General features: G+C 37.5%; 24 protein-coding genes. 1 reads left to right on the top strand and 23 read right to left on the bottom strand.

Annotation, left to right across the window (positions count from 1 at the left end; all coding sequences use genetic code 11):
• The first annotated feature begins 10 nt into the window (after positions 1 to 10).
• Positions 11 to 1303: an HlyD family efflux transporter periplasmic adaptor subunit gene (locus U859_RS0116480; protein WP_025144438.1), complete on the top strand. Its 1293-nt coding sequence runs from the start codon at positions 11 to 13 to the stop codon at positions 1301 to 1303.
• Between the two features lie 134 nt (positions 1304 to 1437).
• Here U859_RS0116480 and U859_RS0116485 read toward each other — a convergent pair whose 3' ends face one another.
• The 23 genes from U859_RS0116485 to U859_RS0116600 form a co-directional block, all read right to left on the bottom strand.
• Positions 1438 to 1833, bottom strand: coding sequence for a hypothetical protein (locus tag U859_RS0116485; RefSeq protein WP_025144439.1), 396 nt, complete (start codon positions 1831 to 1833; stop codon positions 1438 to 1440).
• 202 nt (positions 1834 to 2035) lie between these two features.
• Positions 2036 to 2590 carry a WcaF family extracellular polysaccharide biosynthesis acetyltransferase gene (locus tag U859_RS0116490; protein WP_025144440.1) on the bottom strand — a complete coding sequence of 185 codons (555 nt, stop codon included), beginning with the start codon at positions 2588 to 2590 and terminating at the stop codon, positions 2036 to 2038.
• Positions 2591 to 2600: 10 nt separating this feature from the next.
• Complete coding sequence (gene xrtY / locus U859_RS0116495; RefSeq protein ID WP_162799963.1) at positions 2601 to 3197, bottom strand: exosortase Y; 597 nt, start codon at positions 3195 to 3197, stop codon at positions 2601 to 2603.
• Positions 3198 to 3219: 22 nt separating this feature from the next.
• Positions 3220 to 4074 carry a glycosyltransferase family 2 protein gene (locus tag U859_RS0116500; protein ID WP_025144442.1) on the bottom strand — a complete coding sequence of 285 codons (855 nt, stop codon included), beginning with the start codon at positions 4072 to 4074 and terminating at the stop codon, positions 3220 to 3222.
• 12 nt (positions 4075 to 4086) lie between these two features.
• Positions 4087 to 5268, bottom strand: a complete 1182-nt coding sequence (locus U859_RS0116505) for an XrtY-associated glycosyltransferase XYAG1 (protein ID WP_025144443.1) — start codon at positions 5266 to 5268, stop codon at positions 4087 to 4089.
• A 12-nt stretch (positions 5269 to 5280) separates the two neighbouring features.
• On the bottom strand, positions 5281 to 6693 hold the full coding sequence (locus U859_RS0116510) for an exosortase Y-associated Wzy-like protein (protein ID WP_025144444.1): 1413 nt from the start codon (positions 6691 to 6693) through the stop codon (positions 5281 to 5283).
• Positions 6683 to 7417 carry a glycosyltransferase family 4 protein gene (locus U859_RS0116515; protein WP_240183067.1) on the bottom strand — a complete coding sequence of 245 codons (735 nt, stop codon included), beginning with the start codon at positions 7415 to 7417 and terminating at the stop codon, positions 6683 to 6685. Before U859_RS0116515 ends, U859_RS0116510 begins: the two co-directional genes overlap by 11 nt.
• A 426-nt stretch (positions 7418 to 7843) precedes the next feature.
• On the bottom strand, positions 7844 to 8728 hold the full coding sequence (locus tag U859_RS0116520; RefSeq protein WP_025144446.1) for an FkbM family methyltransferase: 885 nt from the start codon (positions 8726 to 8728) through the stop codon (positions 7844 to 7846).
• 5 nt (positions 8729 to 8733) lie between these two features.
• A complete protein-coding gene (locus tag U859_RS0116525) occupies positions 8734 to 10017 on the bottom strand; it encodes a hypothetical protein (protein ID WP_025144447.1) in 1284 nt (427 codons plus the stop codon).
• A complete protein-coding gene (locus tag U859_RS32675; RefSeq protein WP_410477229.1) occupies positions 10014 to 11192 on the bottom strand; it encodes an acyltransferase family protein in 1179 nt (392 codons plus the stop codon). Before U859_RS32675 ends, U859_RS0116525 begins: the two co-directional genes overlap by 4 nt.
• 52 nt (positions 11193 to 11244) lie before the next feature.
• Positions 11245 to 12480, bottom strand: a complete 1236-nt coding sequence (locus U859_RS0116535; RefSeq protein ID WP_025144449.1) for a hypothetical protein — start codon at positions 12478 to 12480, stop codon at positions 11245 to 11247.
• A 1-nt stretch (position 12481) separates the two neighbouring features.
• Positions 12482 to 13507 carry a glycosyltransferase gene (locus U859_RS0116540; protein WP_025144450.1) on the bottom strand — a complete coding sequence of 342 codons (1026 nt, stop codon included), beginning with the start codon at positions 13505 to 13507 and terminating at the stop codon, positions 12482 to 12484.
• On the bottom strand, positions 13504 to 14490 hold the full coding sequence (locus U859_RS0116545; protein WP_025144451.1) for a glycosyltransferase family 2 protein: 987 nt from the start codon (positions 14488 to 14490) through the stop codon (positions 13504 to 13506). The genes U859_RS0116540 and U859_RS0116545 overlap by 4 nt, the downstream gene beginning before the upstream one ends.
• A complete protein-coding gene (locus tag U859_RS0116550; protein ID WP_025144452.1) occupies positions 14483 to 15433 on the bottom strand; it encodes a glycosyltransferase family 2 protein in 951 nt (316 codons plus the stop codon). Before U859_RS0116550 ends, U859_RS0116545 begins: the two co-directional genes overlap by 8 nt.
• Complete coding sequence (locus U859_RS31655; RefSeq protein ID WP_162799965.1) at positions 15423 to 16505, bottom strand: acyltransferase family protein; 1083 nt, start codon at positions 16503 to 16505, stop codon at positions 15423 to 15425. The genes U859_RS0116550 and U859_RS31655 overlap by 11 nt, the downstream gene beginning before the upstream one ends.
• Entirely contained in the window at positions 16502 to 17839 is a 1338-nt protein-coding gene (locus U859_RS0116565; protein ID WP_084153092.1) for a glycosyltransferase family 4 protein, read from the bottom strand. The genes U859_RS31655 and U859_RS0116565 overlap by 4 nt, the downstream gene beginning before the upstream one ends.
• Positions 17839 to 18765 (bottom strand): hypothetical protein, encoded by a 927-nt coding sequence (locus U859_RS0116570; RefSeq protein WP_025144455.1) that lies wholly within the window; start codon positions 18763 to 18765, stop codon positions 17839 to 17841. Before U859_RS0116570 ends, U859_RS0116565 begins: the two co-directional genes overlap by 1 nt.
• Complete coding sequence (locus tag U859_RS0116575; RefSeq protein WP_025144456.1) at positions 18755 to 19624, bottom strand: glycosyltransferase; 870 nt, start codon at positions 19622 to 19624, stop codon at positions 18755 to 18757. The genes U859_RS0116570 and U859_RS0116575 overlap by 11 nt, the downstream gene beginning before the upstream one ends.
• Before the next feature lie 11 nt (positions 19625 to 19635).
• Complete coding sequence (locus U859_RS31180; protein WP_025144457.1) at positions 19636 to 20643, bottom strand: glycosyltransferase family 2 protein; 1008 nt, start codon at positions 20641 to 20643, stop codon at positions 19636 to 19638.
• Positions 20644 to 20668: 25 nt separating this feature from the next.
• The gene (locus tag U859_RS0116585; protein ID WP_025144458.1) at positions 20669 to 21883 is read right to left on the bottom strand and encodes a glycosyltransferase family 4 protein; all 1215 of its coding nucleotides are present in this window, start codon (positions 21881 to 21883) and stop codon (positions 20669 to 20671) included.
• Positions 21876 to 22808 (bottom strand): FkbM family methyltransferase, encoded by a 933-nt coding sequence (locus tag U859_RS0116590; RefSeq protein ID WP_025144459.1) that lies wholly within the window; start codon positions 22806 to 22808, stop codon positions 21876 to 21878. Before U859_RS0116590 ends, U859_RS0116585 begins: the two co-directional genes overlap by 8 nt.
• The gene (locus tag U859_RS0116595) at positions 22805 to 23752 is read right to left on the bottom strand and encodes a glycosyltransferase (RefSeq protein ID WP_025144460.1); all 948 of its coding nucleotides are present in this window, start codon (positions 23750 to 23752) and stop codon (positions 22805 to 22807) included. The genes U859_RS0116590 and U859_RS0116595 overlap by 4 nt, the downstream gene beginning before the upstream one ends.
• Entirely contained in the window at positions 23749 to 24588 is an 840-nt protein-coding gene (locus U859_RS0116600; protein ID WP_025144461.1) for an alpha-1,2-fucosyltransferase, read from the bottom strand. The genes U859_RS0116595 and U859_RS0116600 overlap by 4 nt, the downstream gene beginning before the upstream one ends.
• Positions 24589 to 24591: the final 3 nt, after the last annotated feature.

Consider the following 24591-nt stretch of genomic DNA (forward strand, 5'->3'; position numbering starts at 1 on the left):
AGCAGACAATATGCCAAATAACAAAATCGACATTGAAGATGAAGACAATAGTGAAGAAATTCAGGACATCTTAACCGCTGTGCCAAACTGGTTATTACGTTTTGGCATTACCATTGCTTTTTTTTTAATGGTGGGAATTATTCTGATGTCGCACCTGATCAGTTATCCTGAAACTGTTAGAACAGGTATAACGGTAAATATGCTAAATGCACCTAAAGCCGTACTAAGTAGGCAAACGGGGAAAATTAGCCAAATTATAGTAACTGAAGGTCAACAGGTAATTTCCGGGCAGGTACTAGCATTTCTTGAAAGTTCTGCCAAAGCCCCTGATATATTGTTGATTAATGAAAGGCTTCGGCTTTATAAAACAAAGCTTCTTAATAATAACAATGGAGATATAGAACTCCCAACAATGCTTAACCTTGGAGAGCTTCAGTCTGCCTATCAAAATTTCTATCAGCAATATTTACGCTATAAATCAACTCTAAAGGATGGTTATTACCTCAAGCAGATCGATTACCTCGATAAAGACCTTAAGCATCTGAGCGAACTGGAATCAAAAATTGCAGACCAAAAAAAGATCCAGTCCTTGGAATTCAAAAACCAGGAAATAGAGTACCAGGCTTATCAGAAACTTTATAAGAATGGGGTAATATCAAGAAGTGAGTTTGCCTTTCAAGAGAACAAATATCTTTCTTCCCAATCCCCTTTAAATCAAAGTGAATCATCTCTGTTAAGTAACAGGATTACTTATTCGTCAAAAGAGAGAGATTTAGCAACCCTTAAACAAACCATTTTTGATGAGAAACTCAAATTTATACAATCACTAAATGAATGTATTACCCAAAGTGATAATTGGATTATGCAATTTGTGCTGCGCGCGCCTGTAAATGGAAAGATCAGCTTTTCGGGTATTGTGCAAGAAAACCAAAATGTTGTGGCCAACCAGGAAGTTTTTCTGGTAAACCCTGGGAATGATTCTTTTTTTGGGGAAGTAAAAATTCCGCAGTACAATATGGGTAAGGTACATGATGGCGAGCGTGTACTGATCAGGCTTAGAAGTTACCCTTATGAGCAATTTGGTATTTTACAGGGAAAGTTATCTTATATCTCTGATGTAGCTTATCGGGATAGTGTTTTTTTAGGAAAAGTAACATTTAAGGGCTTTGATTATAAGAAAAATACAGCCAGAATTAAACTGAAAAGTGGTATGCAGGGGGAAGCAGAAATTATTACTCAAGAGAGTACATTGTTACAGCGGTTTTTTAGGAATATTATTGGGATTTTCCGTAATAATGGCTAACGCTGTTGGTTTAGTCAAAATTATAGGCTTATTGGGTAATGTTTATTGCCATTTTACTCATTTATTCCGTGAGCAATTATTTGACTATAATTGCAACGGCTAGCACCTAAGGTACGCCAAAATCTTTGAAAAAGCTAGTGTTGTGGATTGGATACCCTTGGAGCAGATATATATTTCCTTTTATCGTTAATCCATTCTTTTACCCTTGGGAAAACGATTAGAATTGCAAATGCCAGTAAAGAAATAATCAGTTGTAAGGTGAGGTTTACCTTAGTAACAGGGCTAACATCCATATCTCCCATTACACTATACAATCGGTAAATACTTCTTAAAATAATAAGCACCAATAAATACTTGCTCCATTCAAACCTACGTTTAATCAGGATAAAGAGCAGATAGCGCATACTCAGGATTGATATAAAAACAATAGTTTCCTGCGTACTCTCATAATCGTAAAAGAACAGATTTACGATGCCGATTAAAAAAGTAATTAAAATAAGATTGGAGGACAAGGAATACTTGTTCTTCATTAATTTAAAATTTACCAACTTAAATAGTTTTATGACGACAGACAGTACAAATGTCAAAATAATTTTTAATATCAAGGTAATTTACAAGGTAAAAGAACTGTAAAGCTTTGATAATTGTCATTATATTTTTTTATAAACTGAGAAGTAAAAACAAAGGCCGCTTTTTAGCAGCCTTTAAATGTTTAATGATAAAGTTTAAATTTTATTCTTTTATTGAACGGTCTTTGATCTTAACTGCTGGGTTACCCTGATAAATGGCGTAAGGCATCAAATTTTTTGTGGCAATACTTCCTAGTGTTAATACCGAGTGGTTATGCAAGGTTACACCAGGACAAACCTTTGCCGCAGCACCAATCCACGCACCATCTTCGAGGATAATGGGAGCAGTTATCAAATTAAAATTAGTGCTTTTATAGTTATGATTACCAGTAATGAGAACCGCTTGTTGAGAAATACAGCAGTTTTTACCTATTTTAACTTCATCTAGGTTATCGATATAACAATCGGCCAGCCAACTATAATCTCCCACCTCCAGTTTCCATGGATATTTAATATGGATACCAGGTTTTATGCGTACCTCTTTACCAATTTTGGCCCCGAATAATTTTAGAAGGAAAATTAGTACGCTACTAACAGGCATCAATCGGCTTTTAAAAAAGAATATATCTATAAAATACCACAAAAACTGTTTGATTACAGAAGCACCTATTTTAAAGTTTCCAGTATCAAAATCCTTGCGTAATTGCGTTTTTAACAAAATTTATTAATTATTTGTTGATAATAGGTGGATTAAGATTTGGTTGGTTTATTGCTTTTTTGATCCAGAAGTATAACATGGTAAAAACGCATATATATACAATGATATTGAATACCTCGTGGTGATAAGTAAAATTGTTGCGCTGTGATTTAAAAAATCCAAGCAATACGCCCAAGCCCGCAATACGAAATACATTTAATACATAGATGGTTATTAAGCCGATCACCAACATTTTAAAAGTTGATTTCCACGATGCCGGGAATGCCAGTACAAAAGCAGCTAAAAAACTCATTACACCCAAACCCAGGCATGAATAGTTGACCCGAAGATACGGACCCGATACGACCATTACATCCATTTCATTGTAAATGGCATAAAAACCAAAGGCTTTGATGATCCAAACGGCAGGTACAATCAAAGCCGACTTTAAACCCTGGATATAATCAAGATGCTGGGAGATATAGGGATTGTAAAATCTCGAGCCTGGCGTCATCACACTATTCATAAACAGGTTTCCCTGGCTAAATACAATATAAAGTATGAAAAGGGCAACAACAAATTTGATGGCTTTTTTATTGGCCTGTTTTTTTGCTTCTTCTGGAGTCATAATGTTAACGGCACTTATAAATTTAACGGTTTTTTTTCTGTATGGCTTTAATTTTTCTATCAACCAGTCGCCTAAACCAAAAGCCCTGAAGATAGTGGAATTTAATGCCGGTGATGCCCTCAAATATACCGAGTTTAAAAAACATCCGGTAACCAAAATAAAGATAGGGGCGAAATCCTAGTGGAAGTTCCCACCACAGTCGTTTTAACCATGCGCGCTTTTCATCAGGGCTGCCTAATAAATTCGGTTTTAAGCTTTGGTGTCTTAGTTTCAGTATCCTTTCTACTTCTTCCTGGGCTACAAGATCACTATAAAGTTCGTGTTTGGCTTTCCAAAATGCAATATCGTTTTCTTTTAGGTTTTCTTCTAAGATCCAGCCTTTCTTCCAGATTTTAGTTTTACCTGGCGCAATAAACCGGTGGTCCATATTCTCGTTTAAATCAGAAAAGCCGACCCCTGTCCTGAACATTTTTAAAAGGTAAAAAGGATAAAATGTACCAAATCTGATCCAGCTACCCTGAAAGAAATTTTTGCGGTTAAAGTAAATGCCATTGATGTCTTTATTATCTTCCTCTTTAAAATTAGCCAGCATTTCGAACAGTTCAGGTGTAACAGTATGATCGGCATCGAGCCCAATGGTCCATGGGGTTTCTATTTCGAAATTTCTTAACGCAAAGTCCCATTGTTTCGGGTGATTTTCAAAGGGATTTTGTTTCACTTCTGCACCATAAGCTTCAGCAATTTTCAAAGTAGAATCAGTACTTCCGCTATCCAGGATGAACGTTTTCGCATTAAGGTTTTTTATAGAGTTTAATAACCTGGGCAGATGAATTTCTTCATTAAAAGTTAAGATGATGAAACTGAAATTTTTATTCATACCAACTTAAAATCAGATCCTATTGTAAAGTTCAATGTATTTTTTTGCCAAAATAACATCGTTGAAATCACCTTTAATTATTGATGGAGCACTTGTTCTTATCTTTTCTCTTTTGTTGAGATCATTGTAGGCAGAAACCAACTCGGTTCTAATTTCATTAATATCCAGACTAGTAACCCAACCTAATTTTTTATCTGCTACATAATCAGCTAAACCGACATGCTTGCTTATCAGAACAGGTGTGCCAACGCTTAAACTTTCGATTACTACATTGGCAAAATTTTCATTGTAAGAAGTAAGTACAGTCAAATCATGATCTGCCATTAAATTAAATTTATCTTCTTTACTCACCAGGCCAAGCCACTTGATCCTGTTGCTAAGCTTAAGCTTTTCAGCTTTAAGCTTCAGGCTTTCTAGATATTCTGTTTTTCCTGAACCTGCAATGGTGAATTGCCAGGGGATTTCAAAAAGACTCAAAGCTTCAAAAAGTAATTCAAGTCCTTTTTTTTCTTCGATACGCGAGAGGAAAAGTAAGCGAAATATATCATCAGTTACTGACTGCAAACCGGAAGCCGTTAACGGAAAATTAACCAAATTAGGGATAACAGTAATACTTTTTGGTTTAATAATTTTCAGAATATCTTGCTTCTCCTGTTCACTGGTCGCATGCACGTGGCAACATTTCAATAGCTTTTTGCCTAGAATTTTATGAATTAAAATTTTTGAAAATGAATTTCGATTGTTAAAAGAGTAGGAGGTAAGCATGCCACGTGGAGATAACACTACAGGTATTTTGTACCATTTCGCAATTAAGCAACTCATAACAGAAACCAAATTCCACCAGGCATGGATGTGGATAATGAGTTTGTCACCCTGAGCATGTCGAAGGGTTTTCCTTAAATCCAATAATAGTCCCGGCGAAAAATGACTGTGATCCTTCGTAAGGCGTTTAAAATAGGTAACTGGCACACCATCAATTAAATTAACTTTACCTGGGTGTACCTCTAATTCTTCGGTTCCGTTGGCAGTTGTGGTTAGTACTTGTAGCCTATTTATGTAAACATTATCATCGCTAACCGCCGATCGCTCATCGCTAACCCCAATTAGCGCTTCGCATAGTTTTGCTACACTCTGTATTGGTCCGCCATAAATGTATGCGGGTTTATAAGAAGCGGTGATGTGGATAATCTTCAATTTTTTATTGGATTAGTCAAATGTCTGTTTTAATACTTTTATGGTTCTAAGCAGGTAAAACAGAAACCACATAATCACATATCCCCAAAAAATATTATTAAACATAAATTCGAAGTTATTTCCTCTCCAAAGGCCCTGAAAAATACTGTTGAACATAATTACGCAACCCAGCTCATAACCGCCGAATAAACTTTCTGCCAGGTCAGAAAAATGTTGGACCATCATTCCATACAAAAGCATAAAGAAGAAGACTCCGGTAATGCCAAAGCTTAAATAAGCATCAACAACAGGGCGTGTTTTAGCAGAAACTGTCGACATTTGATGTGCCACGCCTGCATCGTAAACACGCTGCATGGAAACAGTTTCCATGTTGGGTTTTCCTGACCAGAAAATTCTCGGAATAAGTCCTTCTAAAGAATTTTCTACAATCTCCCAGTCATAATAAGGGTGGTGGTCAGGTACATATTCCACAAATTGGGTAAACATTTCTATTTCGCTTAATCTTCTGGTTAGAAATCCCCAGTTAGTGTCTTCAATCTGTTCTTCGTTTTTGGAGTTTAGATTTTCAAATGCCTGGTTTTGTGCTTCTTCTGCACTTACTTCACCACTCCAGCTCTGTCTTACTGTATTATTATAGGTTGGCAAAAAATAAAGCAACACATAAGCAACAGGTATGGCCAGGTAAATGATTAATTTTTTATAATAAGGAAAAAATACGCAGGCAATAACAATAACATTAATAATGATAGGCTCTTTATATCCTGACAATGAGGCGTGTATAAAATTAAGGATGAAAATTGTAGCACCTATGCCAAGGTATTTAATATTTCTAGTATTAAATCCTTTAACAAATAATACAGCCGCACAGGATATTCCAATCAAGGTAAGTGGGAGGGCAATTTGGTTAAGCCCCGAAAAACGCTGAGCCAATGATCCTATTCCAAATACAATAATGCTTAGCCAGATTAAAAAATCATCATCATCAAAAGTTTTTATACTCTTAATAATGATGTTATTTTTTTGAACTAATAGCATACCGGTAACCAGTGCTGCATGGGCAAGTAAACTCATGCGTTGGCAACTGGCAATAAGTGCGGTTTGTTCGCTTTCTTTAAACTGTGCCCCGTAATTAACTTCAGTTAAATATCGGTAACCTAAATGGTCCATAAAATAGAATATGGAGGTAGTGCACATAAAACCAGCAAAAATGAGTTGCGTAAGAAATATAGGCCGCATAATTTGCTTATGTAAGGGCAAATCCTGATTAATAATGGCGGCTGGAGATAATATGGTAGTATAAAAGATAAATAGCGAGCCAAACCAAGCCGCAAAATAAGACATGATGGGGCTATTGATTAGTAAATAACAAACCAGAACAGGAAAGTACAGGGTTAAAATAAGTCTGGTTGGAGTATTATTTTGCATTTATATTATAAAAAGTATTTACAATGGCTTTCACTTGTTTTTCGAATGACCAGTTTTGGATTATCTGTTGTGATTGCATTCCCATTTCTGCTAATTTTTCTTTGCTCTCTGTCAATTCTCCTAATTTTTGCATAAGATCATTTAAGTCATTTGATTTAAATATCTCTCCATTAATTCCAGGCTTAATCAAATCTACAGCACAGCCAACTTTTGTAGAAATCAAAACTGCTTTTCCGGCTGCCATGGCTTCGTTAACAGCTAAGCCCCATGTTTCGTTCGGCCCTTTAGATGGCAAACAAAATAAATCGCAGGCTTGATAAATAGCAGGCATCTTACTTTGGTTTTGAAAATCCATAAAATGGATATTAGAAAGATTACCAGCTGTTGTTTTTAATTCTTTTTCCAGTTCTCCGTTGCCTACAAATAGAAGGTGAAGATTAGGGTTTGCAAGCTGTTTAAAAGCTTGCAACAATAAAAGGGGTGCTTTTTTAGGCTCTAATTTGCCTGCAAAAAGAATAAGGATATTATTCTGATTGATAGCTAATTTTTCTCTTATTTCGGTGGTTTCTTGCGGATCAATTTTTCCAAATCTGCTATTATCTATGGCGTGCGGTGAAAAGATCACCTGTTTTTCTTTTAAACCAAATTGATTGTAATAATTTTTATTTGCAGTGCCAACATAAAAAGCTTTATCAATATAGCTGTAAACCCATTTAAGAAACAATCTCCGTAATAAGTTTTTAATGTTTTTCTTTTGGTCGAGCAATGTAGAATCGCCCCTGAAGTAAATTGGGATTTTACCTTTGAAAAACCTCAAAGCTTTTAAATGGCTTTTCCAGGCCCAACCGTAAATTAGGATTGCATTTGGTTCAAAATCTTGTATTGCGCTAAGTAAGCCTGGGTTGATGATGCCGCTAAAATGGTGTGTTCCCGGATTTTTTGAGATATTTTCTAAAAACTGGTAATCATAGCCATCTAATAGAGGTATATCCCATTCTATTTGTTTAGCAAAACCCTGGTCATATTTAACTATCGATTGTTCACCCCAGGTATAAAATATTTTGAGTTGTATTTTTTCGGCCAACAATTTAAAAACTGGTGCGTAATACTGGATTGGATGGGTAGTAATGATGGCTAGTTTTTTCAATTACTAAATTTTTTCATTGAGAACATGGAATGGCTTTGCATTTATCAATTTATCTCTAACCGAATCAACGTCTCTGATGTAAATGGTATTAAATGTTCCATAAGAGCTGATGGGATATAATATTCTGCTAAATGGATCATACTTAAACGGATTAAAGTCAAGTTTTATCAATTGCTGATGTATTTTTTCGTCATCATAGCTATACTTTTGTCCACTTCCATTAAGTTCTATAATGATTACTTTAAGCAAAGGATCTTTTAGTAACTTGAGCGCTCCTTTTAATACAGCTGTTTCAAAGCCTTCAACGTCAATTTTGAGCATGGCAGGCCGATGTGCCGGATAAAAGTAATCCAATGGAAAGATGTCTATACCTATTGTATCTGCACTAGCTATTAATGCAACATGATTGGTTGTGTCTTGGTTTTGGGTAAAGTGCATATGCGTATGTCGATCACCTACTCCTATGTTTTGGCAAGTTGCCAGTTCGGCCAAATTATTGAGCCTTATGTTAGCTTCTAGAATCTTAAAGGTGCAAAGTGCTGGTTCAAAGGCTATACTTTTCGCTTTTACAACGCCAGATGCCAAAATGGTATAAGCACCTACATTTGCGCCAACGTCGAAAAAAGTATCTTCGTGCCTTAAGAAATGTAGTAAAAAAGACATTTCTTCGAATTCGTGTAAGCCCACATATATATTTCCAGTTATACCGGTAATTCTTTTCCTGGCCAAAAATTTGGTTCCTTCTATAAATTTAATAGGCGTGGCTTTTGTATTAAGCCTTGAAACCAATTGCCATCTAAAAAAATTGGCATAGGCTTTTAGCAAGTGTTTTTTTGCAAGAGGGTGTTGCTGAATAAATCGAAGGGTTCTTTTTATAGATGCAATCATAAATTTTATTCTTCGATTGCCTCGTTGAATAAATCAACTTGTCTGGCCGTTAGAAAACGGGCGGTATAGGGTTCGAAGGTATCCCAATTGGTTAATGGATCTATTTTATTTTTTACGTTTAACAAATAGGACGTTAATGTGGCATATGCTTGTGCTGCAGTATCATTAAACCTGATCAACTGGCCTGCGTCACAATTTTCTATAATTGAAGTTACACTACTATCTGAATGAAATACTGCTAATAACGGCTTTTTTACTAAAATATAAGGATAGAGCTTGGACGCGGTATAGGCGGCTTGATCAGAACCAATAATTATGAGTCCATCTGCCTGATGCAATGCGTTTAGGCTCTCATAAAAGCCTATTCTATCGGTTTGTTCTCTAACATAAGAAGAAAGCTCAAATTGTTTAGCTAATAGACTGATGGTAGTTTGACCTTTTCCTTTAGGCGCGTAACTTGTGCCAATAAAATGCAACTTAAAACTGGCAAATAGCTCAATGTTCTCTTTGAGGCCTTTTGTATATGTAGTGAATAAGGTTTTTGTTGCAAGTTTCATATCATGGCCCCCCCTGCCAACATACACCAAATTGAAATTTTCCTTTTTTTGGAGATATGGCAACTGAAGCTCGTGTGCATTTGCTTTCGCCGTTTCCAGATCGGACTCAAAGGCTCCAAAGGTAATCGTTGCGCTTGGTCTCGATTTCAATTTTGGGTATCTCTGATGTAAAACGTCAATATAATTTGCTGAAACGCTGATAAGCCCTGCCACTTTGTCCATTGCTTTTGGTTCTAGATACTTATGAAGGTTGTAAGAGAACCAGTATTTTTTTGGCCTTTCATTTCGTGGCTTGTTTTTGTAGTAATCTGTATGCCAAGGATCCTGCATGTCAATTACATAAGGGACCTTAAATTTTTTGTTCCAATAGGCACCCAAAACACACAAAGGGAACTCGGTGGTAGAAAAATAGATCAGATCGAATTCTTCGGAAGCAAGTAACTGGTTTACCTTTTTGCGGTAAAAGTAAAGAGAACGTAAAGCGAGGCTTCCAAGGCCAAACTTAGCCGTCCATTTTTTAGCAAAAGCTTTTACCTTATGTACCTTAATATTTGAAGGAATTGAACTCAGCAAAAGGGGATCATTTAAAATATCAACGTATTTTTCATGAACCGTTACAATTTCTGCTTCCCAACCAAACTCGCTGTAGTAAAGTAAGCTGGTTCGTATGCGTTGCATATCGGCTGCATTAACAGGAGGGAAGTGTGGCGAAATAATAAGTAATTTTTTCAATTTGATTTAAATAGCTTATTAAAATAGGGCTGTAATTTAAATTCGAATAAATATATGGCTATGCTCGTAGTTATCAATATCAAAAGCAGCTTAATTACAAAAGAAATAGTTTGAATTCCTACAAATAGAACGATTATAGGATAATGTACGAGGTAAAGGCTATAAGAAAACTTACCCATGTGGGCCAGGGGCTTGATTATTTTTGAATAAATATACCTAAATAACTTGCCAAAGAAACTGAACATTATAAGCATAAAGAAAGGAAGAAAGATATAACATACCCTGATAAACGGGCTATAATGCTCGTCATAAGCTAAAGTAATAGCCGACCCCAACAAGATGATGGCATAAGTCCATAAAAGTAAATTATTTTTAGCCAGAGCCGATTGTTCTCTTTTCCTGATCAGGTATAAAAAAAATGGCGAGCTAATGATTGCAAATAAGGTGTATTTTACTGGATCAAGGTAATCGAAGAACAAATGTAATCTCGAAAGCAATGGCAAAGAGAAGAGAGACAATATAGCAAGATGGGAATTGCTGTATAGCTGCCGAAACTTAACGATATAGAAACCGATTAGCCATATAAAAGATAGCGCAAAAAGAAGAAAAAAATGAGCCAAAACTTTTGGGTAGACATAGGGCTGAACATTTAAATAAATACAGATCAAACCTAATATAGCCCATAAATAAAGCATATTCTTATTTAGCTTCTTGTTCCCGATACAAAATAGTCCAAAACAGAGGTAAAAGAAAACTTCGAAAGATAGGCTCCAAATTACGGGATTGCTTTGGTAAAGAGTTATGGAGGTGTCTAATGTTGCAATTGGCAGAGCGTTGGCTATGAAATGCGTTAGCGAAAAAGGGGTTTTAAAAATCATTCTTTCAATTACAGCTGTCAATATCACACAGCATATTAATATAGGGTACAGGCGTAAAACCCTATTTTTGATAAATTCTATTTTCGTTTTTGGCTGATTTTCAAACGACAGGTGGATTACAATCCCCGATATAATGAAAAAAACTATTACCGATTCGGTGCCCCAATTAGTGAATAGGTTCGTGAAATGGTTTTTGTATCTAGCCATTTCGGGCACAAGAGAAAAGAGATGGCAAATAAAGACTGCAATCGCCGCTAGTGCACGCATTGCTTCTAAATTATTATTCCTGGTGTTGATAGCTCCGTTTGTTTAATGATAAAGTGGATAGAACAGTTAGATTGAATTCCAGCTATTGCAATGTTTGTTCAACAATAGCCAAAAACTTTTTCTGCTCTATGTTCCAGTTTAAGTTGAACTTTGCACTGTTGCTGGCTTCGAGTTGCTGGTTTTTAAGTAAGGTATCGTCATCAATATAGGTTTTAAGAACCTGAGCCAGGTGCTGCGGGTCGCCTTTTTTATACGAGGAGCCTGTTTTTGGGTGCTCCCGAATAAAACTTTCTTGGGCACTGGTATCAGAAACAACTAGGACCAAACCTGCTTGCAGATACGAAAACAGTTTATTGCTCAGTGCCAAGTCGTTATTTATAGAAAAACTGGGCTCTGTAGCCAAACCAATGTGAAACTGACTGGCAAAACTAAACAAGTCGTCTGGAGCAATTGGCTCGTAAAAGAAGATTTGGGGTGCTTTGCTGAAATTAATGGCTGATATGATTTGATCCAGTTCAGTTTTAACCTGTATGCTTAACGAGCCCAATAAATGAAGTTCAATCTTTTCGTTCTCTAATAGTTTTAAGGCATAAATTACGTCTTGTAATCCTCTTGATAGGCCGATATGCTGCGAGAACCAGAATAGCTTTAAAATATTGTAGTCTTTGTTCGGTATAGTAATGTCGATTTCTTGGACGGGAAAAACATTAAGTATCAGACTAAAAGACAGTTTTGGGAAAATAGACTGGTAGCGTTCGCTAATCAGTGGACTGCTCGTTGTAAGGTAATCTGCTTTGGGAAAGTACGCTTCTTCTACATATTTGATAAGGCGAAAATTAAAATCCATGTTGTTGGTTTTTGTCTCATAGCGATGCAAATCTTCTGCGTCGAAACCACATTTGGCCTTGTATTTTGAAGCTGCTTTTACAGCTGCGGGCAAGGCGGCCAGGTTGTGGGCAATATAGAGATCTGCCTGTATGCTTTTGGCTATTTTAATTAGTCCGTAGGTACCCCTTGATAAAGCAAAGATCGATGTAATTGCATTGATGCCGATCAGCTTTGCTACTTTTTTTGTTGTCTTATGAATTGCTTTTGATAGCCAATAGCTAAACTTCTGCTCGACTGGATCCCCATTTACACGGATGGCTTGCCATTTTTTTGAAGCTAAGAACTTTTGGTCTAGTGCAGTGCCCCAAGCGTTCCAATACTGATAGATCACAGTTACCGCGTAGCCTGCTTCGGCTAGTGCATCGGCCTCTTTTACCAGTCTGGGGTTTAAAGAGGGTTGTCCAGAAGTAATCAATAATATTTTTTTCAACCTAGTTGTGGTCAAATAAGGTTAGGTATTCGTTGGCAATAACGGTTACATCGAACCTGCTTTCTGCATTTTCTCTGCAATGGCTTCTATCAATAAGTTTTACTTGATCTAACGTCTGTATCATTTCGTCCTTATTGTTTACCACGTAGCCATTAACTGAATTAATAATTACTTCTGGAGTAGCGCCGGCATTAAATGCAATAACCGGGGTGCCGCAAGCCATAGCTTCGGCCATTACCATACCAAAGGCTTCTCTCACATTAATGGGAAACAACATGGCCTTTGCAGTGCCGAGGTATTCGTTTTTCTGTTCGTCGTTTACCACACCCACATAGCTGATCTGCTCATTGTCTATAAACGGTTTAATTTCTTTATCGAAATATTCTTTTTCGCTTTCCAAAGCCGAAATATTGCCGGCAATAATCAGCTTTTGATTGGTTGCTTTAGCTACCTGGATGGCAATATGGCAACCTTTTACGCGGTCGAGCCTGCTTAAAAAGATGAGCGGTGCATCTGGGCCAACATTTTTTGCAAGCTTGTATTTTGAAAAATCAATAGCGTTGTACACCCTCGTCCAATGCCCAATGCTTTTTGCACTAGCCACACAATCATAACTTGGTGCAGTAAATCTTAGGTTTTGATTGGCAAATTTGTTGATCCCATAGATATTTTTAGCATCTACGGTTCGTCCATAGGTCATGATTTTTTTTACTGGTGCATTTAGTATAGGCATCAGGTAAGCCAGGCGACCGAAATTATGGATCAGATCGAAGTCTTTTCTCTTTTTGTACAGAAATTTCCAAGCAAAAAGGAGTTCCTTGATTTTTTGAAACTTGGACCTTTTAAGATCATTAATACCAAAAGAATGAGCAGTTCCAGAAATTTTTGAACCAGGCCCTGCCAATAAATGAACTGTATGGCCCATTTTTTGGTATTCTTCGGCAAACATGTAGACCAAACGTTCGTGCCCTCCATAAAGAGGTGGAGGCACTGCAATTCCAGGGTCCATAATCAACAAAATCTTCATGCTATATTTTTATTTTGCCCTTTGAAAAAAATCGTTGCCTTCCTTTTGTAGTTCATCATCAATTTGGCAACTTTCCAACCAAAAAGTTCATTGATCAGCTTTATCGAGCCTGGCAAAGGAATTTTGATGCTCGGTTTAAGCAATCCCTTTATTTTATGTTCGGCTCTTTTGATCAGGTCGCTATTAAATGGGTAATTATCATAAATAAACAGTTGTAAAAAGTTTGTACAGCACAGTAGGGCATCTTCTCTTCTGGTTTTTGCCAAGAGGTAATCGGTACTGAGGTCTATAGCCATAAATGCAGATTGCTGTGCCACCCTGTCTTTTCGGGCAGAAAGCGTATGGCCATGTCCAGATCGATAGTATAAAATAGAATCTGAGCTGAAAATGATGTGTTTAGCAGCCAGCACTATTCTTGTAAAGAATTCGAGATCGTTGATTAACGAGAGCTTTTCGTTCCAGCCACCTGTTTTTTCTATAATGGATTTAGGAATGAGCCAGAGTGCACATTGCATCATTGCCGCCCCATTTATCCAGCTTGTGCAGATCCAATCGATAGGATCCATATCCTGCCAGCAGGCTTCTGGATTTAATTTAAAGGTTGTAATGTCGTTGTTGTAAAAACGGCCCCATTTGGCAGAAGCAATACAGCCAGGGTTTTGCAGAAGCAATTCGACCTGCGCTGCAATCATATTTGGCGAAAGCATATCGTCGGCATCAAAAAACTTAATGTATGATCCTTTGGATTTCGAAAATCCATGGTTATTGGCTGCACATTGACCTTTGTTTTCTTGTTGCAACACGATTATTTTTTCGCTTTCGTATTTTTTTGCAATAGCCAAGCTGTTATCGGTACTTCCATCGTTTACTATAATGAGCTCCCAATTTTGATAGGTTTGGTTTACAATACATAAAATGGCTTCTTCTATGTATTGTGCAGCGTTGTAAAGGGGAATAATTATCGAAACTAAAGGCTTATCCATTGCTTTTTCTGAGTGCGGGTTTAAAAAGCCTGATCAGTTTCTCCCTCAACCAAAATGCAGCATAGGTATCGAGCATACCCAACACCCTAAAGAGTCTGCCTCCGCTTAATTTTAAGTTTTTGTTAAGCTGCTTTGCCAATTTCACAGCTTTGCTAACATAAGGCCAATCATTCACCGCCGCAAGTGTTGTGGCCGCCTGAAGCAACATGTCGCTTAATTCTATGGGATAAATATCTCCAAATTGATCTGCAGTTTTTTTGAGCACATAGTAGCTCGCTTCTGCACATTTCAATTGGTTAGATACCGACATGCTTTGCTGGTATTGATAGTTAATGCAAGTAATGGTATCGAGGTAATCGAATTTTAAACCATGGGCTGCCAATCTGATGTGAAAAGCCTTGTCTTCGTTATAAAGTACGTTCCTATCAGTGTCAAATCCGCCAGCCTCAAGAAAGGACAGACGTTCGTAGAGCCCGAAGTTTACAATTTTGTGTTCTATTGCATATTTCAAGCTATTTTGGCGCATCTCTTCTCTGTTGTGATTAGCCGTGTCTAGCTGTTGCTTAGAATCGAAATTGATGTAATTGAAATTTAAGATCAGTACCTTAAAATCATTATGGTTATTAGTGAGCCAATGCTGCATTTCGGCAGTAAAATTGGGCAACAGCTCATCATCGGCATCGTGAAAATGGATCCAATCGGCAGTAGTTATTTCGGCCAATCGGTTTTTTCCGGTAGAACAGCCTCTATTCACATCGCCGTTAATTATCGTTGCACCCAAAGCCCTAGCTATTTCTTCGGTATTATCTGTACTGCAATCATTGTACACTAAAATTTCATGGAACGGAATAGTCTGATCGTGAGCTAATTTTAGCAGACGGGGCAGATAATTTGCCGCGTTATAAGCCGGAATGCACAACGCTATGGTTGGTTTATCCTTCATTTTTTACAAGCTTCTTCTTTGCCCAGTTAACGGCTGGAAATTCAATAAAACGATAGGAAAGCTTAGCCAAAGCCGATGCTGCTGGAATGCCAATAAAAACAAGGATAAGTAACTGTGTCCAATTGTTCATTTGTGGATTTAGCTTTAACAAAACCCACAATATTATCCAAATAACAAGTTCGTGCAGGAGGTAAAGCGAATAGCTGATTTCGCCCAATTGCTTAAACAGCCTTGTTCTAAATAGGGCAAGCATAATATTGAATGCAAGTTTTGGGTTGATAATTGAAGATAAGAGCCCAAAAAAGAACAGAAACCAAATGAAAGCTCCAACACCTCCCTTATAAGAAAATAGGGTTGAATACATAAATAATGCAACAGGTACCAGCCATACTGCCAAACCAAATAATTTTTCTTTGGTCCTTATTACATAGTCAAAAACATAATAGGAAAAAATGCCAACCCAAAACAATGAGAATTTACTCAATAAAAACGCTCCGTCCCATTCGCCATATCTCGAAGCTAACCTGATAAGTATTATTGATAAAATTAAGGCAAACAAAGGGCCTACTAGCTTTATCCTATTTATAATGCCAAAAAGAAATGGTGCAATAAGATAAAACTGCCACTCTAATGAAATAGACCATGCCGGATTCAATATAGCACCAGAAGAATTCTTTAACAATGTTGGAGGAATTACGCCATGCAACATGGTAACATGTAATCCAATATGCTTGTATAAGTCATTCTCATCATAATTTTTTGGCATAATTCCCAATTGCCCAAGTAGAAGTGCTGCAATCAAACAAATAATGTACATTGGATAAATGCGCATGAATCTCCTGAATAAGTAAGTACTGAATTTCTCATGCTTACTCGTAATGAGCATACAGATGGTGAAACCAGAAACAATGATAAAAATGTCGACAGCAGTTTCTCCGTTGAATATGTTTTTTATGGTTTGTTGCTGAAAAAAAGTATCGAAAAATCCGGTAATGGCTACGATATGAAAAACGAAAACCCACAACGACAAGAAACCTCTTAGACCTTCGATTTCGATTATCTTATGCTTCACTTGGTGTATTTTTTTTTGATCCTGTTCATCAGGTAGGCGCTTAGTTTTTTCAGGCTGATCTGGTCTAACAGCTGTTCCATATAACCTTTTTTTGTTGTAGGGAAATAAGCCGAAGCCAAATAATTGTTGAGTTTGGAAACGGTAAATTTCTCCATCACTTCTTGGTAAAACTGCAGATTTAAAGGAATGATTTCGCTCCCAGCTAAATTTTTAATGGTTTGATGAGCCTCATTTACCAATTCATCATATTCATTTGCATTGATGTTGCTCATTTTTTCAATGAGCTGGGCTAATGCTTTGCTATCGTTGATACCAAAGGTGAAACCGTTTTTGCTATTAGCAATCAATTCTGATGCGCCAGCACCAACAGAGCATATTACGGGTGTTCCGTTAGCCATGTATTCGAGCACCGTAAAATTGAACATATCCCAAGTAGAAGGAACTATTGCATATTTGGCTTTCTCCTGTAATGTGCTTAGTTCTTTGGTTGGTAAAGGTGCAGTTAGCCTAATTTGTTTCCCCCAAACCATTGGATAATCTTGAGACAGCTGATTTGCTTTCGATTGGCCTGTACGGTATGCGGTATCTCTTCCTATCCAACGGAACTCCAGTTCTGGACGCTGTAATTCTTGAAGGGATTTGCAGAGTACATCTGGTCCTTTCCATTGTTGTACCCGGCCGCAGATGATGGCAAAATCTTCTTTTTGGCTAATTGGTCGCTGGCTGAGTATCATTTCAAATACGGGAGGAATGTATTTGATTTTTGCAACAGGAAGTATGGGTTGCCAAAATTCTGCATTTTGTTTGCTATGCGAAATGAGGCAATCTGCCTTGGCAAGCAACAAGGTTTCGGTGCTTCTGCAAAAATCGCCAAAAATTGCCTGTTCCAATTCAGGTTCATTGATCTCTATTTGGCCAGAACTGCCATGAAGCCTAACAACCAAGGGAGTGGCATGATGTATCGCCCAGGGAATATAGCCCATGGCAAAATCTGTGCATTCTACAATATCATAGCCTTTGCCTTCTTCTGCCTGTTCCCACATTGCCCATGCTGCGGCAATATTGGATTTGTATTCTGGTATAAAACTGAATTTGTCGAACTTTTGAAGGTAGCTGTTATATAAATCAGGCCATAGGTATTCTACTTTAACATTGTTATCCAAATCGAATTTGTCTGTTTTTTGTAGATACCCGCTCCCCACAATCACTTTGACGGACGAACAATGAGGCGCAAGCGCCTTAATGTATTGTATATAGTAAGTAGAGATGCCTCCACCACTATGTGGATAGTATTCGGGAAGAACAAATAAGACTCTGGGTTGCCCTTTGGCCATTACAATTGATTAAGGAAAGACTGGTTGATTTGCTGTACCGATCTGGTGCTTTGTAAAAAATCTCGATAAGTAGTTATTTTTTGAAGGTGTTCGGCCTTATCCCATCCATAAAACAGTTGAATGCTGGATTTGAACAGCGAATCGGGTTTGAGTTCTGTGAACAAGCTTTTGATCTCTTCTGGAAAACAAGTAGGCGACTGGCCAACAGGTAGGCATCCGGCATAGGCACATTCGTGAAACTTGTAAAATTCTATCTTACATCTTGAAGCGCACAAAAGCATATATTTAAAATTGGCCAAATTGCTGATAAAGTTATCGCCTACAAATTGATGGCTATAAGGCCGATCGGTAACATCAGGATAGCCTGGGTGTTTTAAAAAATGAAAGAAAGGCCTGAGAACCGATCTTCTGGTTTTTTTCAATATAGCCGAACGATAGGGGTACACCTCGTAATTGATGGCTCCAGAGATAATTAGTTTGTTTTTTCTTTTGGCTAAATCTTCTAAGCCTATTTCTCTGCTCGAGTCGTATACATAAGAGGTATAGATAACGGGCTTTTCGCTTAATTTCGAAATAAAATAACCGAGCTCTTTTGGCTCGTAAACAGAAAATAGCCTTACGTTTTTAAGCTGTACAATTTTGGCCAGCCACTGGTAATAAAAATGGATATGATGTTCAAAATACGGATCAACGATTTTGGCAACGAACAAAACCTGCGGATTTGCTACAACAAGCTTGTGGATCACTTCACATTCTGCAGCCGAAATGCGGTTGTCAATTACATAGACATGGTTCTGTTCAAGCTCATTTAGGCCTGCCACCGTTAGGCATGGCCATTGCATCGAAGCAGCATAGGCGGGCCCTGCATCATTGCAGATCAGCTTTTCGTATGGCAACTCATCAGAAATGATATAACTAATCTGCATTTACTAATTTTAAGAATAGTTTTTTGATAAAATGTAGGTTTATTCGTTGAAATGGTGTTTTGCGGATGGCAAGCCAAGCATATTTCAATGAAATGCCAAAAGGAGAATTTAATTTGAGCAATGAACGCATCAAATCGTTGAGGTCGGCCCGTTCTCTTTCTTTAAGCATTTTTTTAGAGACCGCTCCTTTGCAGATAGGCAAGTAGCTTCTCCATTTTTTTACTATTTTGATTTGGTTCTCTATCCAGGTTTTGTTGTTTCCTCCAAAACTCGAATGCGCAATCAAGATGTCGTAAACTACTACTACTTTGCCTAGTTGGCCCATTGCCAAACTAAAATCTACATCATATCCATGAAAGCCTTCCAATAGCGCCTCGTCAAAATTGGCTTTTTCCCAATATTTTTTTGTAGTGCCCAACAGCATGCCATCAAGTGTGGCCACTTCGCTTCTTTTTTCTTCAAGCGGATTGATGTAGTAATGCTGATCAGATCCGTGACTTAGTTTTTGTACCTGGTTAATGCGGTTGCTTTCTAGTACCGGCGAATAAACACCTGATGGATAGATGGTTTTAACCGTATTGCCCAATATGCCAAGCAAGGCAATGTCGGGTTCTTTTAAATGGCCCAATAAGTATTGATCCCAATTGGGTGTTAAAAATTCAATGTCTTCATGTACAAAACAAAGAACATCGAATTTGCTTTTTCTTGCACCTAAATTATAGGCTTGGCAAATGCTGTAATTATTGTTGCTGTTGTCGATGGCTATTAACTCATATTCACAGCTTGTGGTAGCCTGTAAGCTGTTTTGAAGAAGCGCCAGTTTGGCCTTGCTAATCGAGCATGTAATAACCGAAATCAAAATGTTTAGCGCTAGATCTTATTGTTTCGGTCTGGAAGCACAATCTTGTTTAAGTGAGGCGCAGTATTTGTAAAATTGAGATACCTGAAAAGCTTTTGAACATACCTTGCCTCTAGAACATAAAACTTAGATTGTACATATTTGAAGTAGGGAACAGTATGCTCAAAATCGTGAAGTTCGGCGATGATCAAGTTGTCTTGTTTCCATTTCTCTATAAATTTTTCATTATGCGTTTTGGTTTCGGGCTGGATCCGCACAACGCCGAGCGGAAATTTAACATGTTTAAGCTTTTTGTTGGGGATGAGCCTAAACCAAAGTTCTGAATCGACTGCGCAATACAGCTGCTCCAGAATTGGAAGATGGACTCTCGATCGCCAAAAACAAGAATGCTGCATAATAATGCCTCCCACAAACAGATACCTTTTGTTTACCCAATTGGCTTTTTGATAAACGAGGGTATTATGTTCTTCATTTAAAATGAGTCCATCGCCATAAACTACTTCTGTTTGTTTTGAAAACGACTTTGCAAGTGCATGAAAAGCACCTTCTGTATAAAGATCATCACTGTTGATCCAGCCAAATATTTCGCCAGAAGCTAAGCTGAAGCCTTTGTTAATGGCATGGCCCTGACCTCTGTCTTTTTTTGATTCGTAATAGCTGAGCCAAGGAGCATATTTTTCCAAAATTTCGAGGGTATTATCTGTACTTCCTCCATCCATCACAATGTATTCTAAGTTTGGATAGTTCTGTAAAAGTACGGCCCTGATGGTTTCTTCGATGTATTGGCCCTGATTGTAGGAAGGGGTTACAATGGTGATTTTTGGCCAATTTTTTTTATTGCCGTATACCGACACATCAGTCTGCATATTCCAAGGCCAGCCCTTTTTATCACTTATAGGAAGCTTGTCTAATAATCCAGATTCAAGAAAATGGACCTTGTTTAAAGGATAAACCACACCTTCTTTTACAAAGTCGTTTCTGTATTCGAGTAAATCAGGAGCTTTAATGTCTTTTGCCAAGATAGAGAAGATTAAAATTGAAAAATCATGACCAGTTTTTGCGAATAGAAGCGGTTTTTAACAGAACCTGTTCTAATTTCTGAATGGCGTTTTTAATCGTAAATATGTTAGGATTAGGAAAGGATGCCTGATCTGTTGTATGTTCCAATGCCGAAATCATCAGTTTGCTTAACGATTTATGATCTAAAGGATCAAAATAAGTGGCGTAACTGCCTAACAATTCCCTATGCCCAGGCAAATCGCTCACCAAAACCTGGCAGTTCAAATTTGCCGCTTCTAAAGGAGGCATATTAGAAGGCCCCAAAAAGGTTGGCATTACCAGCGCCACTGCATTTTTGTAAAGTGTGTAAAGTTCTGTATTTGAGATAAATCCAAGGTTTTTAACGCGCTCTTCTAAATGCCTAGATTGAATATAGTTTTTGATGTACTTCAAATTACCCTTATCCGAACCGGTAAATACCAAATGGGTATCAGGGTGCACGGTCAGCAAAGTTTCGAAAGCATCTATTAAAAGCGTATGGTTTTTATGTGCCCAAAATTGGGCCGGATAAATAAAAAAATTTTTATCGTTGAGGCCGAAATTTTGCAGAATGGTTTCCTGTGCCTGCTGTTCAACCTGTTCTGTTATTACTTTGCCAGGAAAGATCGGCATAACTTCTATCCTCGTCGGATTGATAGTTGTATAATTGGCAAGTTCTTGCTTTCCGGCTTCGGTTTCTGTAAGAATAAACAAAGCTTTGGGCAAAATATCCTGATAATAGCCACACCTGTTTTTAAAATCGGCAACAAACTCTGGGAACATGAAAGTAGACAGGTGGCCAATGTCCCAATGGATGGTGATGAAGGGGAAATTAAATGTATGTCCCTCAGGGCTGGTATAAAGCAAAACCTTAATTTCATTAGCTTCTAAGGTCTTTACAATATTTGCATTTCTTGCTTCGGAATGTTGCAGTTCCAATTTATTGAGCCAGTTTTTAAAAATGCCACTTTTTTTAAGCAACAGCATTTTTGCTTTTCTAAAAATGTCGGCCGAACTACGCTTTTGGAAAGGATGGAACGACAGCAACTGGTGTTTTGTAGCTAACTGTTTGCCTTCGTAATTGATAAAAACAATTGCTATTTCATCGTTAAAATGATGGTTGTCTATAGCCTCAATCAATTGTGTAATATACGAATAGCCTCCACCTGCATTTGGACTGTAGTCGGCACTAATCGGTATTCCTATTTTTAATTTATACATTATAAATCAGGTCGTTAGCAGAACTTCTGTTGATTTGAGTTTCTATTGTCTTTATTTCTTCAAAGATATCTTTGTCGCTTTCATGAAATGCAGCTATGTCTAAAAAAGGAAGAGTTACATTGTAATTTGCAATGTAGTTGTGCAAATGCGCTATAATATGCTTGTCTTGTATTTTGCTTGAAAGGATAAGCCGTCCTGTGTGATCGTAGAAAATGAGATGGTTATAATTAAGCCCTTCAAGCATCTCAAAAATATGGAGTGTATCATCACCAACATTTTTTAAGTGTTGTTCAGAATACTCAAAAAATAAAACGGGGTTTTGATTTGCTATAAATTCCATCGAGCCCATTAAAACCTTTACATCAAATCCGTCGGTATCAATTTTTAAAAGCTTGCTGGTTAGAAACCAATGTGGATTTTTGTTTACAAGCTCATCCAACGTTTCTATTTGTATGTTGCTCTGTTTTACTGTGGTATCAATTTTTAATGAACCATGTGTTTGGATTGTTTTGGCCTGAATATCAGGTGTTTTTTCGCCCAGAAATTTATTTATGATTTTTACGCCTTCAAACTGCTCAATGTTTTTGGCTAACATATAATAATATGTCTTGTCGCCCTCAATACAAATTATTGGAACATCAATTACACTTTTGATCATAGCTACAGTATCTCCAATATTTGCACCGATGTCGATAATACTGAGGTCAGGATATTTCGATTGGATGGTTTGCGCTAAGCGGGACAAATTCTTATCATAATTTCTGTTCAGAAATTTCGAATTATAAATATGCCCATAGTTCATTAACAAGGAGAAATTGCCAACTTTACGTTTAATAATTTTGTTGGGATCTGTTTTGTCAATTGGGGTAATATGAAGTCCCACCCAATTCAATAACTTTTTGGCTAACGATTTTAAAGTGCTCATTTTTTGCTTTGAAAAAAGGAGAGTATTTTCTTTATTATTCGATTAGTAAGTCTCCAAAGAACTGAATTTGATTGAAGCGGTTTTCCATAATAGTCTCCATGTCCACTATAGCCTAATTCCATGGCCTTCATTACATGATTTACAGTCTCGATTTTAACCTTTTCGCTTAAAGGATAGGCTTCCAATAGGGGAGGAACAATGTTAGAAGTATTGTGCGTGGCATTGCCTAAAAAAATATGTTGCGAGGCAGATGGATTTGGATAAAGCACAAACCAATTGTTTAAAGTGTTTACCGCAAGCCATTGGATATCCCATGTATTAATTTCTTTATTGATTTGTGCCAACAGCATGTCTTCCATTTTGGCATTGCCATGCAGGTTGAACTGATCTAACAGGTTGTTTTTTTTCAGTTGCTCGTATAAGGTGGTTGCATCATACTCGTATTTGGCCCACCTGTCTGCCCATGTTGCCCAGCCCCAACAATCGGTCGAAGGAACAAAAAAAGCACTGGGATATTTGTTGCCACAGGCAAAAAAATTACAGGCTCCAATTTGGCCTACTTGTTTGTCGTCCTTGTATTTTTCTAGCGAATCGTTCATGTAGCTCAGAAAATAAGGAGAGAGCTTGAGGTCGTCTTCTAATACAATGACTCTGCCATGCTCGTTAACGAGTTGGGTAACCCCATTGATGATAGACTTGGCCAAACCAATGTTGATTTCCGATTCTACTATAATGTTTTGTCCGCACCAGTTGCTGCTCTTAATCAATTCTCTAGTCTCTCTTACTTTTTTGAGCTGTGCCGGTGTAGCATCTTCCTTCGGACCATCGGCATAGATATAAAGCGTAGAGTCTTTTGCTAAAATATTTTTAGCCAACGATTCTAATAAGATTGCCGTATTTTCTGGCCTATTGTATACAAAAAGGATGATAGGTGCTAAAGTCATTTGATCTCTATTAATTGCCAGTTGCTCATCGTAATGCCAACAGGCTCTTCTTTTTTCTCTCTAAAGCCGGTCCAGTATTTGGGTGCCAATACGGTTGGATTGTTTTTATTAAGGTAGGCACCCCACCAGCTAAAACTGCTATTAGACAAGATGCAGCAGTTTGCATGGATAAGAAACTGGAAATCTATGATTTCTGAATGATTGGATATATATTTCGGTTCAATGTCGGCAAAATTTACTTGCACAAACTCAGGGTCGTCAGAAATAAATACGAAATAGGCATTTGTTAAGGCAACCTTGGCAATGGCTTCTTTGTAATAATCAAGAGGTAATACTATATCAAGCCCTATGTAATCTGTTCTACGGATGTGAATGGTTACAATGGCCGAATCTGGAGGGAGTTGCTTAAAGATCTCAGCAAAAGATTGCCTAAAAGAGGGGTTAATGGCAAATAAGGTTTTGATTTCCTCACTGGCACTAATAAAAAAAGATTCCGATTGGAAAAAACCACGGATTAAGGTTTTGTTGTTAAGTTCGAACTCCTTTTCGCGACCAGTGGTTGAGATCTTTTTGAGGTTCAGAAACCAGCTAAGGCTGTTATAGAAGAATTTTCTTAAATAAAAACTGAAAAAGTTCTTAAAACCTTTGATGTGAAATATATTCCTGTCCAACCAGATAAAGCGGTCGTTCTTGATTTCGAAATAGCGGTGTATTAAAATTGGCTCTATGCTTTTGTCAAGATAGAAGGAAACCCCGAGCTTTTTGGCCCAAGCATAAATAAACGCATATTGAAAAAGTTGATTTCCTAACCTGCCCTCTAGTTTTACCGCAATCAAATT

The sequence above is a fragment of the Pedobacter jeongneungensis genome (genome assembly GCF_000633455.1).
GTDB classification, from domain to species: Bacteria; Bacteroidota; Bacteroidia; order Sphingobacteriales; family Sphingobacteriaceae; genus Pedobacter; species Pedobacter jeongneungensis_A.